Annotated in this window: 12 protein-coding genes; 11 read left to right on the top strand and 1 reads right to left on the bottom strand. The window is 51.7% G+C overall.

Going from position 1 to position 16452, the window contains the following annotated elements; genetic code table 11:
- Nucleotides 1-47 precede the first annotated feature (47 nt).
- Genes QZT18_RS17480 through QZT18_RS17460 form a run of 5 tightly spaced genes read left to right on the top strand, consistent with a single transcriptional unit; the run spans nucleotide 48 to nucleotide 5281 of the window.
- Complete coding sequence (locus QZT18_RS17480; RefSeq protein WP_294149847.1) at nucleotides 48-1043, top strand: 1-aminocyclopropane-1-carboxylate deaminase/D-cysteine desulfhydrase; 996 nt, start codon at nucleotides 48-50, stop codon at nucleotides 1041-1043.
- A 19-nt stretch (nucleotides 1044-1062) separates the two neighbouring features.
- Nucleotides 1063-2442 carry a transglutaminase-like domain-containing protein gene (locus tag QZT18_RS17475; protein WP_294149844.1) on the top strand — a complete coding sequence of 460 codons (1380 nt, stop codon included), beginning with the start codon at nucleotides 1063-1065 and terminating at the stop codon, nucleotides 2440-2442.
- Nucleotides 2439-3242 (top strand): M55 family metallopeptidase, encoded by an 804-nt coding sequence (locus tag QZT18_RS17470; RefSeq protein WP_294149841.1) that lies wholly within the window; start codon nucleotides 2439-2441, stop codon nucleotides 3240-3242. The genes QZT18_RS17475 and QZT18_RS17470 overlap by 4 nt, the downstream gene beginning before the upstream one ends.
- Before the next feature lie 57 nt (nucleotides 3243-3299).
- Nucleotides 3300-4292 (top strand): D-cysteine desulfhydrase family protein, encoded by a 993-nt coding sequence (locus QZT18_RS17465; RefSeq protein WP_366925917.1) that lies wholly within the window; start codon nucleotides 3300-3302, stop codon nucleotides 4290-4292.
- Between the two features lie 23 nt (nucleotides 4293-4315).
- A complete protein-coding gene (locus QZT18_RS17460) occupies nucleotides 4316-5281 on the top strand; it encodes a dipeptidase (RefSeq protein WP_294149839.1) in 966 nt (321 codons plus the stop codon).
- Here the strand turns inward: QZT18_RS17460 and QZT18_RS17455 are convergent.
- Nucleotides 5260-7335 carry a sigma-54-dependent Fis family transcriptional regulator gene (locus tag QZT18_RS17455; RefSeq protein WP_294149837.1) on the bottom strand — a complete coding sequence of 692 codons (2076 nt, stop codon included), beginning with the start codon at nucleotides 7333-7335 and terminating at the stop codon, nucleotides 5260-5262. The genes QZT18_RS17460 and QZT18_RS17455 overlap by 22 nt on opposite strands.
- A 429-nt stretch (nucleotides 7336-7764) precedes the next feature.
- Here QZT18_RS17455 and QZT18_RS17450 point away from each other — a divergent pair, with 429 nt between their 5' ends.
- The 6 genes from QZT18_RS17450 (at nucleotide 7765) to tkt (ending at nucleotide 16211) form a co-directional block, all read left to right on the top strand.
- Nucleotides 7765-8964 carry a coenzyme F420-0:L-glutamate ligase gene (locus QZT18_RS17450; RefSeq protein ID WP_294149834.1) on the top strand — a complete coding sequence of 400 codons (1200 nt, stop codon included), beginning with the start codon at nucleotides 7765-7767 and terminating at the stop codon, nucleotides 8962-8964.
- A gap of 29 nt (nucleotides 8965-8993) precedes the next feature.
- The gene (locus tag QZT18_RS17445) at nucleotides 8994-10094 is read left to right on the top strand and encodes a hypothetical protein (RefSeq protein WP_294149830.1); all 1101 of its coding nucleotides are present in this window, start codon (nucleotides 8994-8996) and stop codon (nucleotides 10092-10094) included.
- A 178-nt stretch (nucleotides 10095-10272) separates the two neighbouring features.
- Nucleotides 10273-10872 carry a spore protease YyaC gene (gene yyaC / locus QZT18_RS17440; protein ID WP_125141388.1) on the top strand — a complete coding sequence of 200 codons (600 nt, stop codon included), beginning with the start codon at nucleotides 10273-10275 and terminating at the stop codon, nucleotides 10870-10872.
- Between the two features lie 65 nt (nucleotides 10873-10937).
- Nucleotides 10938-12455, top strand: coding sequence for a LysM peptidoglycan-binding domain-containing protein (locus QZT18_RS17435; RefSeq protein ID WP_294149827.1), 1518 nt, complete (start codon nucleotides 10938-10940; stop codon nucleotides 12453-12455).
- 407 nt (nucleotides 12456-12862) lie between these two features.
- Complete coding sequence (locus QZT18_RS17430) at nucleotides 12863-14146, top strand: DUF5711 family protein (protein WP_294149825.1); 1284 nt, start codon at nucleotides 12863-12865, stop codon at nucleotides 14144-14146.
- 79 nt (nucleotides 14147-14225) lie between these two features.
- A complete protein-coding gene (gene tkt, locus QZT18_RS17425) occupies nucleotides 14226-16211 on the top strand; it encodes a transketolase (protein WP_294149823.1) in 1986 nt (661 codons plus the stop codon).
- Nucleotides 16212-16452: the final 241 nt, after the last annotated feature.

The following is a 16452-nucleotide window of genomic DNA, read 5'->3' as shown; positions in this document are numbered from 1 at the left end:
TTTGAAATAATCAGGCCGCCTGCGTCAGCGGCGGAATGGAGATGGATATGAATACCCGGCAAGCAAAAAATGTTTTGGCTGATTTTCACCGTCTGGAGTTAGGAACGTTCCCAACCCCGCTGCACCAGGTGAAAAACATACAGAAAAAAACAGGATCCCGTTTTCCCCTGTATATCAAGAGGGATGACCTCACCGGACTGGGTGCGGGAGGAAATAAGATCAGAAACCTGGAATATCTTCTGGGTGACGCGGTACGGAAAAAAGCGGACGTTGTGATAGCCTCCGGAAAATGCCAGTCGAATCTCTGCGCCCTCGCCGTATCCGCATGCAACAAGGCGAATCTGGACTGCATCATTATTCACAATGACGCCAGGCCGGAGCGGATGGAAGGAAACCAGCTTCTCAATGTCCTTTCCGGCGCAGATATGCGCTATATCGGAGATATGCCGGATCACGAGAGGGAGGCATATGTGGAGGAGTTCTGCCGTGAGCTGGAGAATCAGGGCAGGCATCCGTACCTGATTAAAAACGGGGCGTCGACGGCTCTTGGCTCTCTGGGATATGTTCAGGCCGTTGTGGAACTTTGTGATCAGTGCGAGGCACAGGAACTGCAGCTTGACCATCTCTTTGTCCCGGGCGGGAACGGAGGGCTGGCGGCCGGCGTCATATTCGGCGCAGCGCTGACCGGAGCGCCCTTTCACGTACATGTTGTGACGGTTGAGCATGAAAAAGCGGAATTGGAAGAAATCCTCAGCGGTTTTCTGGGAGAACTGCAGCAGTTGACCGGACAGCTTGAAGGATTCTGCTTTGAGACGCTGTATACCGTCCATGAGGAGTACAGAGGAGAAGGATGGGGCAGGCCCACGAAAGAATCGGTGGATCAGATCTATGAGCTGGCAAAGGAAGAGGGTATTTTTGTCGAGAAAGTTTATACCGGAAAAACCCTGTACGGAATGGTGGATTCGGTGCAAAACGGAACCGTAAACGGCAGCGCCTGCTATCTTCATTCGGGCGGTTTCGGCGCGCTGTTCACCCAGTTTTAAGAGAGGGAGGTAACTTGACATGTTGGAAAATATAAAGTATTTGTCCGTACAGCTTCCGGAGGATATCAGAAGGCAGTTGGAGGCCGGGTATTTTTCGAAGGCGGTTAAGCTGATCGACAGACGGCTTGAGGGAGAACTTCCCCTGGCGCTCAGAAAGTGTCTGGAGCTTCAGAAAGCCCAGCTCCCAATCTGGGAGGCTGAATATCCCATTTCCTATGAGGAGGCGTTGTCCGTCCTCTGCCTGAACATCCGTGATTTTACCGGGGAGGAGTTTGAGGAGCTGATTGAGCAGGGCGTATTCGACTGGATTTACAGGGACGGGAAGATGTACTTTATCCGCACGTTCTATGAGAACCTTCTGAAGGTGCAGCATCCCGTAACCGGCAGGCTGGCGGCGCCGCAGAAACCGGAGGAGCAGGAGGAAAAGCAGGCGGTCCTCAACCGGAATATGAACGATATGAAGGAGCACGGGGGAAATGCTTACCGCATTCATATCAGAAGCACCCTGAAGGTAAAGGGGGAGGAGGACGCGGGGGACCGGATCACCGTGCATCTGCCCATACCCAATGCGGGGACGCAGGTGAGAAAGATCCGCCTGATAGGGATACCGTCCGACGCGGTAATCGCCCCGGAGGATTTTGAGAGCCGGACCGTCTGCTTTCAGAGACCATATGTAAAGGGAGATACGTTTACCGTGGAGTATGAATATGAAAACCACGTGGCGTACACCGAACCGGATCCCGGCATCGTGGAGGCGGAGCAGCCGGACTTCTGTCTGGAAGAACAGGCCCCTCATATCCTGTTTACGCCGTTTATCCGCAGTCTGTACGAGGAGATTGTGGGGGAAGAGACAAACCCGCTTTTAAAGGCCCGGAAAATTTATGACTATATTACGCTGAACGTCAGATATTCCTATGTGAGAAAATACAGCATCATCAGGAATATCGCAGAGTATGCCGGCATAAACCAAAAGGGAGACTGCGGCATTCAGGCGTTACTGTTCATCACGCTGTGCCGTTACGGCGGGGTTCCCGCCAGGTGGCAATCGGGACTGTTTGCAGCGCCTTATGATATTGGCGGCCATGACTGGGCGCAGTTTTACGTTGCACCCTATGGCTGGCTGTTTGCCGATTTGTCGTTCGGGGGGAGCTCCCACCGGACCGGCAACGAAGAGAGAAGATGCTTTTACTTTGGGAACCTGGATCCGTTCCGCATGCCCGCCAATTCTGCATTCCAGCACGAGTTTACACCGCCGAAAAAGCATATGCGGCAGGATCCCACCGATAACCAGTACGGAGAGTGTGAGTACGGACACCGGGCCTTAAGGGCAGACGAGTATGAGATAAAACATGAGATCCTGGAAATTTGCCGGATTCCATGGGAAGGAGAAAAACGATGAAAGTATTTATCAGCGCAGACATTGAGGGCATTGCGGATTTGGCGTCCTTTACGGAGGCCGGAAACGACAACCCGCAGCTCTATACAAGGGGCATGATACAGATGAGTAAAGAGGTGGGCGCCGTATGCCGCGGAGCGCTGTCTGCCGGGGCTGATTTTGTGGCGGTCAAGGATGCGCACGGATATGGACTTAATATTATGCATGAGTATCTGCCGGAACCGGTCACGCTGATACGCGGGGAAGTGAAAAACCCGTATTCCATGGTGGGAGGCATTAATAAGAGCTATGATGCCGTGATGTTCGTGGGCTACCACGATGCGGCCGGACAGAATGGAAACCCGATGGCCCACACGATCAGCAGCAGGAATATCAGGGAGATCACCGTCAACGGCGCCCCGGCGTCGGAGATGACACTGTTTTCCTATGCGGCCGCTTATCTTGGAATTCCCACGGTCTTTGTTTCAGGGGATGCCGGAATCTGCGACAAGGCGACGTTTGCGAACCCAAAGATTGTGACGTGCTGCACGAAGATAGGAATCGGAGGAGCCGTTGCCAGTCTGCATCCGGCGGTGGTGGAACGGATGCTGGAGGACGCCGCGGAGAGGGCGATGAGAGTGGGCCATGGCGGGCCGGTGAGTCCCCTGCCCCCTGAATTCCGGGTTACTGTGGCCTATCAGAAACATTTTGATGCGGAACACGCATCCTATTACCCGGGTGCATATAAAACGGATGCACATACCGTTGAGTTTAAACATAATGACTATTATGAAGTCCTCCGGTTTTTCCATTTTGTGCTGTAACCGGGAATTCGGGTGCAGCGCCGCTCAGGAGGCGAATTAGTATAACAGGAGGAAATAATGATGAAACCTTTTCCAAACAGGATCCCAATGGCGAATCTGCCGACCAGAATTGAAATGCTGAACCGGTTTTCACAGGAGCTTGGCGTTTCCGTCTTTATCAAGCGTGACGATTTGACGGGAATGGAGTTCTCGGGCAATAAAATCCGCAAGCTGGAATATTCCGTCGCGGAGGCCGTCAATATGGGAGCCGACACACTTATCACCTGCGGAGGGCTCCAGTCCAACCACTGCCGCGCCACGGCGGCGGTCGCAGTCAAGCTGGGACTTCGCTGCTGTCTGGTGCTCAGAAACGGTGAGCCGGAACCGCAGGCAGACGGTAACTACTTTATAGATAAGATTCTGGGGGCGGATGTGCGCATTATTGATGCGGAGAGCTACCGCTCCAGACGCGGTGAAATTATGGAAGAAGTAGCGGAGGAATACAACGCCGCAGGACATAAGGCATACATAATTCCCGAGGGCGCGTCAAACGGAATCGGCACCTTCGGCTACCTTACCTGTATGCAGGAAATCATGGAACAGGAGAAACTGCTGGGCGTCACCTTTGACACCATCATAGACGCCGTTGGTTCGGGCGGGACATTTGCCGGACTTTGTCTTGCAAACCGGTTGTACGGACTGAACAAACGGATCGCAGGAGTCAATGTCTGCGACGACGCGGAATTCTTTCAGAAACGTGTCTCCGAGATCGTGGAGGAGGCCGGGAGGTATCTGGATGAACCGGTTGAGATCCGTCCGGAGGAAGTCGAAATCCTGGACGGTTATGTCGGAAGGGGATATGCGCTCAGCCGTAAGGAAGAACTCGACTTTATACGCGACTTTGCCCGCAAGGAGGGCATCATATTAGATCCGGTCTACACGGGAAAATGCCTGTACGGATTTACGAAGGAGTTCGAAAAGGGACGTTTTTCCGACAGTAAGAATATCCTGTTTATCCATACGGGCGGCCTGTTCGGTCTGTTTCCGGCCAGAGATCAGTTCACATTTTAAAAATGGGAGAGGAGCAGTAAGAAATGCATTTCATTGATTTTCATGCGGATACCTTAAACCGCCTGTTTTACCAGGAGGGATCGGAGCTGGGGGATTTATGGGAAAATAAATGCCACGTATCGCTTAAAACACTGCGGCAGAGCGGTTACACCGCCCAGATGTTTGCCTGCTTTCTGAATCTGAAAAGGCCTCCGCGTCTGGGGAGCCATTACCAGGATGTGCTGGGCATGATCGATCTGTTCCGGCAGCAGGCCTGTGAATACGAAGATAAGGTGCGTTTTGCAGGAAGTTTTCAGGACTATGCTGAGAATAAGAAGCAGGGAGTGATATCGGGATTTCTGACGCTGGAGGAAGGCGGGGTTCTGGAAAACAGGATAGAGCGCCTGGATGAACTGTACGAAAAAGGCATACGGGTGATTAACATGACCTGGAACCATGAAAACTGCCTGGGCTACCCCCACTGTGCGGCACAGTCCCAGCCCAGAGGGTTAAAGGCATTCGGACTGGAGGCGTTAAATCGGATGGATGAGCTGGGAATCATAGCGGATGTATCCCACCTGTCGGACGAAGGATTCGAGGATGTTATGCGGTATGGAAACAGGCCGGTGATGGCAACGCATTCCAATGCCCGCGCCCTGCGTCCGGTGAGCCGCAACTTAAGCGACGATATGATACGCCGGATCGCAGACCGCGGAGGCATGATCGGATTGAATTTCTACTCCGACTTTTTATCTGAGGATCCGGTAAGCCGCATCCCGGATATGCTCCGCCACTGCCGCCATATCATCAACATCGGCGGCGAGGAAGTGCTGGGAATCGGCGCCGACTTTGACGGTATGGATATTGAACTGGAAATCGATGGGGTAAAAGAGATAGTCAAACTTGCCGAAGCCATGGAGAGGGACGGCTTTTCCGAACGGCTGACAGAGCTTATCTGTTACCGCAATGCAGAAAACTTCTTTTACCGTTATTGGGGCGACTCTGTCTGAGCCGCTCCTTTTTCCATGATATAGTAGTATGCCTTCATCCCAAGGTCCGTAATGCATGTTCCGCCCCGGCCGCGCGTAATCCGGATCAGGCGGTAGAAGGCAAGGGTCTGGAAAACGGTCCTTATCTCCTGCTCGGAGAAATAGACGCCGTTTTTTTCCAGTTCCTGCAAAACCGTCTTCCGGCCCAGCTTGCGGCTGCTGCGGCACGTTGCCTGAAGTACGGAAAGGACAGGGAGAATGCGGTCCGCCTGATGGCTGTTTTCCTTTATAAACCGTTCTATTATTTCTATGTCCTGCAGACTGGCGCTGTCTGTTCCGAGTACGTCCTGATCCAGATACCGTTTTAATTCATCGGCGTCAATGACCTGGCGGTCGGAGTAATTAAGCCGTTCCACCAGATTCTGAAGTTCCCTGATATTACCCTCAAAATGAACGTTCTGAAGGAGTTCTACGGCATCCTGCGTCAGGGAAAAACCGGCATGCAGCCCCTCCTTCATCTTTTCAACCAGAATCGGGATATCGTCCCTGCGTTCATCCAGCGTCGGAATCTGGATGCTCAGTACGTTCAGGCGGTAGTAGAGATCTTTTCGGAAGGCCGACTGGTTGACCAGTGTTTTCAGTTTGATATTGGAGGCCGCAATAATACGGACGTCTACATTGATCACGGAATCGCCTCCTATACGCGTAATCTCCTTTTCCTGAAGGACGCGCAGCAGGCGGGTCTGAAGGTGGATATTCATCTCACTGATCTCATCCAGGAAGAGCGTGCCTCCGTGGGCCTGCTCAAAGTAACCGGATTTTCCGCCTTTTCTGGCCCCGGTAAAAGCTCCCTCCGCATAGCCGAACAGCTCGCTTTCCAGGAGACTTTCGGGAATCGCCGAACAGTTGATGGCGATAAAAGGAAAGTTTCTGCGCGGTGATGCGTTGTGGATCGACTGGGCGAACAGCTCTTTTCCGGTTCCCGTCTGGCCGTAGATCAATACGGAGGAATTGGAGCGCGCCATTTTGGCGGCGAGCTGTTTGGTCTGGCGGATCACCAGGCTGTCACCGGCGATATCGTCAAACGTGTATTTTGCCGCATGCCCCCTGGCCATAATCTGCCTGCGTATCTTATACTGCTCCTGTTCCAAATCCGTAAATTTCTTTAAAAGGACAATGTAACCCTGCTGTACGGAGGTATATTCGACCGGGTAAACGGATACGATAAGCACATTGGAATTCAGGGTGATGACCTTGTCCTTAACGGCCATTGGGGTTTTGCTGTCCCAGAGCGGGGGCAGAACCTGGTGCAGGTGTTTTCTTATCATATGCTGGGGCGGCTGCCCGATGAGCCTTGCGGCGGAATCGTTGACGTAGATGATGTCTCCCTGTTCACTCAGGCTCATGATGCCGGAATCGAACACCTGAGTCACAAATTTGAGCTGCTGTTCCAGGAAATTGATCTGATCAAGCATTCCCAGGACACTGGTGTCTGTGGAAATAATGCTGTCGAAGTACTGCCGGAAAATAGGTCGGTGAAGTACTTCGATGGTATTCAGGCGGATGGCTATTTCAATGATGGTCTTCATCGACAGCACCCGCTCGCCCAGATCGATCACTTTTTTAACCCCTGGCGGCACCAGGTCTATCTCACCGGGAGTGACGGCCAGGCCGCAGGAGAGATCCGGTGAAATAGGCGGGTAGGCCGGGACAAAATCAATATGCTTGATACCGCATCTGTGGATCAGGGAGATGGTATCAATGGCGTCCTGCAGGGAAACGTTCACAAGCAGAGCCTGCGTCCCCTCCGGAATCGCCCGGAGCCGCGCAACAGACTCCTTTTGCAGCGTGATGTTGGCGATGGTAATGTTGTCGAAATCGGGTACATACTGTTTCAACAGTTCGCAGACGGTATAGGTGGACGCCACGACAATATCGGCCTCCAGGTTTTTCAAAAGATCACTGTAGATGGAATAAAAAGTCACCTCCACGGAGGTTCCGAACAGCTTTTTCAGCGTCTCCGCGTATTGATGGCCCGTATATTCCTGATATGCCACGATTGCCAGTTTCTTCATATTCCAACTCCTTTGTATGCAGGGCAGGCGCCCGCCGTTAAGCGGCCCCTGGTTATAAACGGATTTAATTGACCCTGTCATTGTAACATTTTATCGCCCTATTTTCCAGTAAATAAGGAGGGGGGATGAGCCGAATGCTTGCTGCCACTACCTTTTTGTACGGTCGGCGCAGTAAATGCGCAGACCTATCTGTACTGTTACCGAACTCCGCCATGAAGACTGGGATTCCTCACATAAAGGACGTGACAACCCTTGTAAAATATGGTAGAGTTATTCTTGTGAAAATCCCTGATAAAGGGAGATAATATTGAAGATAAAGCAACTGTCCGGTTTCCGCCGGAGTACTGCGGTTCACGGGGAATATCCCGGAGCGTGCCCCGCGGTGCAGATTGGATGGCTGCGAACATTATACGTATGGAGGAATGGAAGATGGATAGACTGATTGGTACCGTTTCCAGAGGCGTCCGTGCCCCGATTATCAGACAGGGGGACGATCTGGTTCAGATTGTGGCAGATTCTGTATTGGAAGCAGCAGAGAGCGAGGGCTTTTCACTGCGCGATAAAGATGTGGTGGCTGTGACGGAGGCCGTAGTGGCGAGAGCGCAGGGCAACTATGCAACCATAGAGCAGATCGCAAAGGATGTGCACAATAAATTCGGCGACGAGACAGTGGGAATCATCTTCCCAATCCTGAGCAGAAACCGTTTTTCCATCTGCTTAAAGGGAATTGCCATGGGCTGCAAGAAGGTGGTTCTGATGCTCAGCTATCCTTCCGATGAAGTGGGCAATCATCTGATTACCCCGGAGCAGATGGATGAGAGCGGAGTGAATCCGTGGAGCGACGTGCTGACGGAGGAGAAGTACCGTGAGCTGTTCGGCTACAGAAAACACGAGTTTACGGGCGTGGACTATGTGGATTACTATAAGAAACTGATTGAAGATACCGGAGCGGAGGTTCAGATTATTTTTGCCAATAACGCAAAAGCGATTCTGGACTATACGAAGACCGTGTTGAACTGTGACATCCATACCAGGAAAAGGACAAAGAACATGCTGCTCAAGGCGGGCGCCGTTAAGGTTCTTTCCCTCGACGACATTATGACGGAGAGTGTGGACGGCAGCGGATATAACGACAGCTACGGCCTCCTCGGTTCCAACAAGGCGACGGAAGATTCCGTAAAGCTTTTCCCGATCCACTGCGGCGAATTTGTGCATGATGTGCAGAAAAAGCTGATGGAAGCGACTGGAAAACATATTGAAGTTATGGTTTACGGCGACGGCGCGTTTAAGGATCCGGTAGGAAAGATCTGGGAACTGGCCGATCCGGTTGTTTCTCCTGCCTATACAGACGGACTTGAGGGAACACCGAATGAAGTGAAATTAAAATATCTCGCAGATAATAACTTTGCCGACCTTGCCGGTGAAGAGCTTAAGAGCGCGATTTCAAATTATATCAGGGAAAAAGACGAGAAAGCGGAAAACCTGACGGGAAATATGGTATCCCAGGGTACCACTCCCAGAAGACTGACCGATCTCATCGGCTCTCTCTGTGACCTGACTTCAGGAAGCGGCGATAAGGGTACACCGATCGTCCTGATCCAAGGCTATTTTGATAATTATACAAAATAGATAATTTTAAAACTATCCGGGAGGTAGTTATGGCACAGACGATAACGGATTTTAAATCATTTCTGGAAGACGCCAAAGAGGCGGTCACTGAGCTTTCCGATTTTACGAAGAAGGAAGAACAGCTCAGGATGGAGGAGCTGCGCCTGGAAAAATCTCTGGAAGCAGAGCAGAAGGCGGTTGAAGACGCCATCAGCCTGACCGTCCGGAAAAGGCGGGACGAGATGGAGAGCAGCTATGACGCGGAGATAGGAAAGCTCCAGGAAAAGCTGAAGAAAATCAGGGCCCGCAGGGAAAAAGCCAAAAACCAGGGGATGAAGGACAGAATCAGGGAAGAGACCGTAGAACTTCACGAACATAACCGGGAGCTGAACGTCAGGATGAAGACCCTGTTCCAGTCCCAGAGAGTGCCGTCTTTCTGCAGAAGCGGATTTTATTATGCTCTCTATTTTCCGAGAGGGATCAAGGAAATTTTCACCTTCCTTCTGACGTTTGCGGTCTGTTTCCTGCTGATTCCATACGGAGTGTATACTGCGCTTCCCGATAAAAAAACTCTGTATCTGGTGCTGATTTACGTGGTTGCGATTCTCATCTTCGGCGGAATCTACACGATTGTAGGCAACGCCACGAAAGGCCGCCATCAGAGCGCCCTTCAGGAGGGCCGGCAAATAAGGAGCCTTATCAACTCCAACAATAAAAAGATCCGCGTCATCACGGCTTCGATCAAGAGAGACAGAAATGAAGCAATCTATGATCTGGAAAAGTTTGACGACGAGATTGCCCAGCTTGAGCAGGAGATGGCAGAGACGGTCCGCAAGAAAAAAGAGGCGTTAAACACATTTGAAAATGTGACAAAAACGATCATTACCGATGAGATTACCGGCAACAGCAAGGCGAAAATTGACGATTTGCAGGCAGCCTACGAGGATGCAGGCAGCCGCCTCAGATACACGGAGACGATTGTAAAAGAAAAGAAAATATTTATCACGGATACGTATGAAAGCTATGTGGGGAAGGAATTCCTGACGGCTGAGCGGCTGGAGGAACTGAGGCGGATTTTGGAATCCGGCGAAGCCGGCAATATCAGCGAGGCGATCGAGGTATACCGGGGCAGAAATATGTCGAGAAAATAATATGCAGTTGCTGTTCGCAGTACCGCGCTTTTGGGCGGGCATTGAATAACAACGAAAAGCACGCTTTGCGAACTTTTCATTGCAAATCAGTAAAAATATGCAGGGGAGCAGATCCCCTGCATATTTTTTATACTGCCTGTTTATAATAGAATTAACTAATCAGACAGGCGGTAAGTTTATGAAAATTTGGGAATGGAAGACAATCCGGAATGACCAGGAGATTTATTACTATAATGCATCCCGCAATTTTATCCCGGAGGAATTTGCCAGACAGCTCCTTGAAATGATACTGGAAGAGCGGGAACGCAAAAACAAGCGGGGGATCGTATTCTTATGCATTGGCACGGATCGCTCCACGGGGGACAGCCTGGGGCCGCTTATCGGATATAAACTGAGCAGGATGAAGATGACAAAGGCTACGGTGTTCGGCACCCTGGAACGGCCGGTGCACGCGATGAACCTGGAAAATTATATGGCGGTTTTGAGAACGTGTTATCAGGACGATCTGATTGTAGCGGTCGATGCTTCGGTGGGAAACAGGGAGCATGTGGGATATGTAACCCTGGGCAAGGGAGCGCTGAAACCGGGACTCGGAGTCAGCAAGGAACTCCACTCGGTAGGTGATATTTTTATCACCGGAATTGTGGGAAGCTGCGGCAATTATGATCCGCTGATGCTGCAGAGTGTCAGGCTGTCGGTTGTCATGCAGATGGCGGACTGCATCAGCAGAAGTATTGGGCTTGTCGAAAAGTTCTGGGATAACACGGCCTTTGTTTGACAAGTTTTTCATAGATCCTGTGCTATGATCGCCTAGATTTAATAAAACGATAGCGGGGTGAGTCTATGGGAGAATTATACAATCCGTTTCCCAGACTGCCGAAAAATATCAGGCAGATCGGTGACAGGGATGATGTGGTCAAGCTGTACGTGGAAGATTATGTAAACACATATCTGAAACGTCTCTTTCCAACAGGAGGACAAGACCTGAGAGTCGGGCTTTTGCTCGGCAGCACGGAACAATACGAAGGGGTGCCCTATATATTTATCGATGGGGCGCTGGAGATGGAAGATGTGACTGCGGCAGGGGAAAAAGTGATTTTTTCCGAAGCAGCCTGGAAGAAAGCATACCAAAGCATAGAAGAAACTTTTCCAAAGAGGACCGTACAGGGGTGGTTTATTTGCGGAGCGCCCGGCTGTATTTTGAGTCCTCTTAATTATTGGAAACAGCACACCCAGTATTTCGGCGGAAAGAATCAGCTCATGTATTTAAACAGCGGAATCGACGGCGAGGAGGCGGCCTACATAACGTCCGACGACGGTTTTTACCGGATGAAAGGATACAGCATCTACTATGAGCGCAATCAGATGATGCAGGATTACATGATTCTCCGCAAAGACGTACACCGCGTGGAAACGGGAGGCGGAGACAGGGTGATCCGCGACTTCCGCCACAGGATGGAAGGGCGGAAGATGGAAGCCGTCTCCCGCAGAGGAACCATAAAAACACTTGGAATGCTTTGCAGCGTGCTGTCGGTAGCGGTGCTTGCCGGCGGCGTTGTCATGTTTAACAACTACCAGAAAATGCGTGAAATGGAGACCGTCCTTGTCTCAGTCCTGCCAAGCGGTGTAAAAGGGCTTGAAAACTACATTGGGAAAGAGGACGACGACAACCTGGTGGTGGAGCAGATCAAGGGCAACGTATATCCCACGGAGGCCTCGGCCGAGGAAGCCAAAACGGGCCAGTCCGGCGGAAATTCCATCCTGAACAGCGGCGAGGCCGTGGAAAAAACGGCAATACCGGGCGCTGAAACCCAGTCAGGGACAGGCACCTCTGAGTCGCAGGCCCAGTCCGGCCAGACCGAAAACCAGGGAGGAGAGCAGGCCTCGGCCCAGAATCCGTCCGGTGGACAAGCCCAGACGGAGAGCGGCGGCCAGGGCGGAACTACAGGCCAGCCGGCACAGAGCGAGGGTGAGGCAGGAGCCAAACCACAGTCCGACGCCCAGGGCCAGACAGGCGGCAAAATCCAGTCCGACCTCCAAAACCAGGCAGGAGGACAACCCTCCGCCACACCTCAGGGAGATGCGGGACAGTCGGCTTCCCAGAACAGCGGCGACCCTGAAGGCAGCCAGAACGAAAGCGGCGGCAACTCCACCGCAATCAAGGATTACCCGGTTACCAACATGAAGCCGGGCGGAACCTATGTAATCGGCGACGGCGAGACACTCTACGGAATCTGTTTCAAACTCTACAGTAACCTGGATTATCTCGACGATATCTGCGCCCTCAACAAATTAGACGACGTCAACAAGATTATAGCCGGGCAGGAACTCGTTCTCCCGGACGTAACGGGGCTTGAATAAACGGTTGAAAGGACCGTTGTTACTGTTCACTCCGTGCCCGGCAACACGCTTCGCGATGCACAGAAACGGTAAAAAACACCGTTGATTGTAATGAAAAGTCCGCATCGCGCACTTTTCGTTGCGTCGCGCCGCAACCCCCGTGTTTGCCCCAAGGGGGCCCGCTGTCTGTGACTTTCGCTGCGCTCCACTCACAAAAAACACCTCGCGGAATACTATCTGTGAACAGTAACCGGGCTGTTACTATTTTTTCGCTAAATAGGGAAAATATAATGCGTATCTTCTGGAAATAGTGTATAATTGTTACCAACTATTCAGCCGGGTGAGCCACAGCCGTCAAGCGCTGAATTACGGCGGATATCCGTTTTCATTTTACAGTGAAAATGACTTGTGGTTACAGGAGATAAATAATGAGCAATATGAACTCAATGGAACGAGAACAAAAAAAGAGGCAGTTAAAACGCCGCATCATAGAACCGGGGTCGGCGCCGGGAGGCGGCAGGCCGAGAAAGGAACAGGAGGACAGCGAGGAAGAGATCGTCCGCAAGGCGGAGTGGAAGACGCGGATGAAACACTTCAGGCTGGTCATGTTTTTTGCTTTTCTGGCGGTTCTTATCATATTCCTGGCAGTCCGCTATGTCCGCGGCCATCAGTATACTGAATATACGGTTGCCTGGGAGAAGGAGATTCCGGCCAGCGAGAGCAGTTTTACCGGATATATGAAATTCGGCGACAACATGCTCAAATACAGTAAGGACGGAGCGTCCTATATTGACAAGTCGGGCAATGCCGTGTGGTCCCTGAGCTATCAGATGAAATCACCGGTATGTTATATTAATGGAAACTATGCTGTCTTAGGCGATCAGCAGGGCAACTCCATTTACATCTGCGATACCTCCGGACTTCAGGGGGAAGCGACCACCCTGCTTCCGATTCTGAGGGTCAGCGTATCGGCATATGGAGTCGCGGCTGCGCTGGTGGAAGACAGCACGTCTTCCTATATCACATTTTTTAAGAAAGACGGAAGCACTCTGGACTGGAGCATCAAGACCGTTATGTCGAAGAGCGGATACCTGATGGACGTGTCCATGTCCCCGGAGGGAACCCAGGTCATGCTGTCGGATTTATATATTCAGGACAGCACCCTTAAAAACAGAATCGTATTTTACAACTTCTCTGAATTTGGCAAGAGCTACCCGGACCGTCTTGTGGGCGGATTTGATGAGTTCGGGGAGAGCCTGTGCCCCAGGGTGAGATTTTTCGACGAAGATCACGCCTGCGCGGTGACGGACAACCAGCTGGCCTTTTTCTCATTGGAGAACGTAACCTCACCGGAGCTTGTAAAGCAGATACCGGTGGAGGAACAGATAAAGAGTATCGCTTATTCCGACAGCTATGTGGCCGTGATCGTGGATGCGCCCTCCGGCGAATACGACAACAGGCTGGATGTGTATAAGTCGGACGGATCGCCTGCATTCAGCAGGGAATTCACCTATCTGTATCAGAACATGGATATTGACGGGGATTTCGTAATTTTGTATAATGATAATTCATGTAAAATTTATGATATGTCGGGCAGAGAGCGTTTTTCCGGCGAATTTGATTTCACAGTTGCCAAAATAACAAGAGGTTCACGTTTTAACTCCCTCATCATCACGGGCGGGGACAGGATACGTGAGATCATATTAAAGTAACCAGTTAACAACTGTTCAGACGGTATTGAATAGTTACACCGGCTAACAACAAAAGTATATCTTTCAGGAGGATCTACAAATGAACCAGATTGACACTCTTTCAGTTAATTCAATCAGAATTTTGTCCGCGGACGCCATTCAGAAGGCAAATTCCGGCCACCCGGGACTGCCGCTGGGCTGCGCAGCCATCGGATATGAGCTGTGGGCAAACCAGATGAATCACAATCCGGCCAATCCAAACTGGGCGAACAGAGACCGTTTTGTCCTGTCGGGAGGACACGGTTCCATGCTGTTATATTCCCTGCTTCATTTATTCGGATACGGAGATCTTTCCAAAGAAGATCTGATGAATTTCAGACAGTTGGGTTCCATGACACCGGGACATCCGGAGTATGGCCACACGGTCGGCGTCGAGGCGACGACGGGACCGCTGGGAGCCGGAATGGCGATGGCAACGGGTATGGCGATGGCGGAAGCCCACCTGGAATCCGTGTTTAATAAAGAAGAATATCCCGTAGTGGATCATTATACCTATGTGCTGGGCGGAGACGGCTGCATGATGGAGGGGATCTCCTCCGAGGCATTTTCCCTGGCGGGCACACTGGGACTTTCCAAACTGATCGTGATTTATGATTCCAACAATATTTCCATTGAGGGAAATACGGATATCGCATTCCGTGAGAATGTGGAAGAGCGTATGCGCGCGTTCGGCTTCCAGACAATCACGGTGGAGAACGGCAATGACATTGGCGCCATCGGCATGGCGCTTGAAGCGGCGAGAAGAGATACGGAGCGCCCGTCCTTTATTACGGTGAAGACCCAGATCGGCTACGGCTGCCCGGCGAAACAGGGCAAAGCAAGCGCTCATGGGGAGCCGTTAGGAGCTGAAAATGTGAAAGCGCTCCGTGAAACTCTGGGATGGCCTTATGAGGAGCCGTTTTATGTGCCTGACGAGGTATATAAACATTTCTCAGAGATCGCGGAGGAAAAGGCGGAGACGGAAGCAGCGTGGAACGTGATGTTTGCCGCATACTGTGAAGAATATCCGGAGATGGAAGAGCTCTGGAACAAGTATCATGACACTCATGCCGCAGAGGCATTAAACGAAGATGAGCAGTTCTGGAAAAAGCAGGAGAAAGCGGAGGCAACCCGCTCGATTTCCGGAAATATCATCAATTATTTGAAAGATGTGATGCCGAACCTGTTCGGAGGTTCCGCCGATTTGGCTCCGTCCAATAAGACGAATATGTCCGGAGCCGGGGATTTCTCCAAAGAGGACAGGAGCGGACGTAACCTGCACTTTGGCGTCAGGGAACTTGCCATGTCTGCAATCGGCAACGGCATTATGCTGCACGGAGGGCTCAGGGCCTATGTGTCCACCTTCTTCGTGTTCAGCGATTACTGCAAACCAATGGCCCGTCTTTCCGCACTGATGGGAACTCCGCTGACCTACGTCTTCACCCACGACAGTATCGGCGTAGGGGAAGACGGCCCGACCCACGAGCCGGTTGAGCAGATGGCGGCGCTCCGCGCAATGCCGAATTTCCATGTATTCCGTCCGTGTGATGCGACAGAGACACAGGCAGCCTGGTACAGCGCCGTGACCTCGGAGCACACACCGACAGCTCTTGTTCTGACAAGACAGAACCTGGAGCAGATGGCTGGAAGCAGCAAAGAGGCATTAAAGGGCGGATATGTAATTGATGACTGTGAGGGAACACCCGACGCAATCCTGATTGCAACAGGATCCGAGGTGGCCCTGGCCGTCAAAGCCAAAGAGACACTGGCTGCGGAAGGAATCAAGGTCCGTGTCGTATCTATGCCGTGTGTGGATCTGTTCGAAGAGCAGACCGACGAATACAAAGAATCCGTCCTTCCAAAATCGGTAAGACGCAGAGTAGCGGTGGAGGCCCTCAGCGGCTTCGGCTGGGAACGCTACACCGGCCTGGACGGAAAAACTGTGACTATGGACGGCTTCGGAGCAAGCGGCCCGGCGTCACAGCTCTTTGAGAAATTTGGATTTACAGTGGAGAATGTGGCAGCCGCTGTGAAGGAGATTATGTAAACGAAAGTCATATAGGGTGGCTGAAAAGCGTGAGGAGATCCGGTGTTCCGGATCTCCTTACGCTTTATGTGTATCCGCACTTATAGGTATATGAGGATTTAGTTGAGATGCGAGGACGCCTCTGTAAGACGGCGGACGGGGGAGTGGGAGGGTGGATATGAGTCTTCAGTCCCGGTTTGTAGGTTGTGGTGAGGGGGAATCCAGGAGAAAAAATTCCTACGGGGACTCGCTTTCGCTTGTG

The sequence above is a fragment of the uncultured Clostridium sp. genome (assembly GCF_900547735.1).
GTDB lineage: Bacteria > Bacillota > Clostridia > Lachnospirales > Lachnospiraceae > Otoolea.
This window is presented reverse-complemented; position numbering and strand designations above follow the sequence as displayed.

Coding starts and splice junctions, on each gene's coding strand:
- QZT18_RS17460 (WP_294149839.1), top strand. CDS start 4,316: ATGCATTTCATTGATTTTCATGCGGATACCTTAAACCGCCTGTTTTAC.
- QZT18_RS17465 (WP_366925917.1), top strand. CDS start 3,300: ATGATGAAACCTTTTCCAAACAGGATCCCAATGGCGAATCTGCCGACC.
- QZT18_RS17450 (WP_294149834.1), top strand. CDS start 7,765: ATGGATAGACTGATTGGTACCGTTTCCAGAGGCGTCCGTGCCCCGATT.
- QZT18_RS17455 (WP_294149837.1), bottom strand. CDS start 7,335: ATGAAGAAACTGGCAATCGTGGCATATCAGGAATATACGGGCCATCAA.
- tkt (WP_294149823.1), top strand. CDS start 14,226: ATGAACCAGATTGACACTCTTTCAGTTAATTCAATCAGAATTTTGTCC.
- QZT18_RS17435 (WP_294149827.1), top strand. CDS start 10,938: ATGGGAGAATTATACAATCCGTTTCCCAGACTGCCGAAAAATATCAGG.
- QZT18_RS17470 (WP_294149841.1), top strand. CDS start 2,439: ATGAAAGTATTTATCAGCGCAGACATTGAGGGCATTGCGGATTTGGCG.
- QZT18_RS17475 (WP_294149844.1), top strand. CDS start 1,063: ATGTTGGAAAATATAAAGTATTTGTCCGTACAGCTTCCGGAGGATATC.
- yyaC (WP_125141388.1), top strand. CDS start 10,273: ATGAAAATTTGGGAATGGAAGACAATCCGGAATGACCAGGAGATTTAT.
- QZT18_RS17445 (WP_294149830.1), top strand. CDS start 8,994: ATGGCACAGACGATAACGGATTTTAAATCATTTCTGGAAGACGCCAAA.
- QZT18_RS17430 (WP_294149825.1), top strand. CDS start 12,863: ATGAGCAATATGAACTCAATGGAACGAGAACAAAAAAAGAGGCAGTTA.
- QZT18_RS17480 (WP_294149847.1), top strand. CDS start 48: ATGAATACCCGGCAAGCAAAAAATGTTTTGGCTGATTTTCACCGTCTG.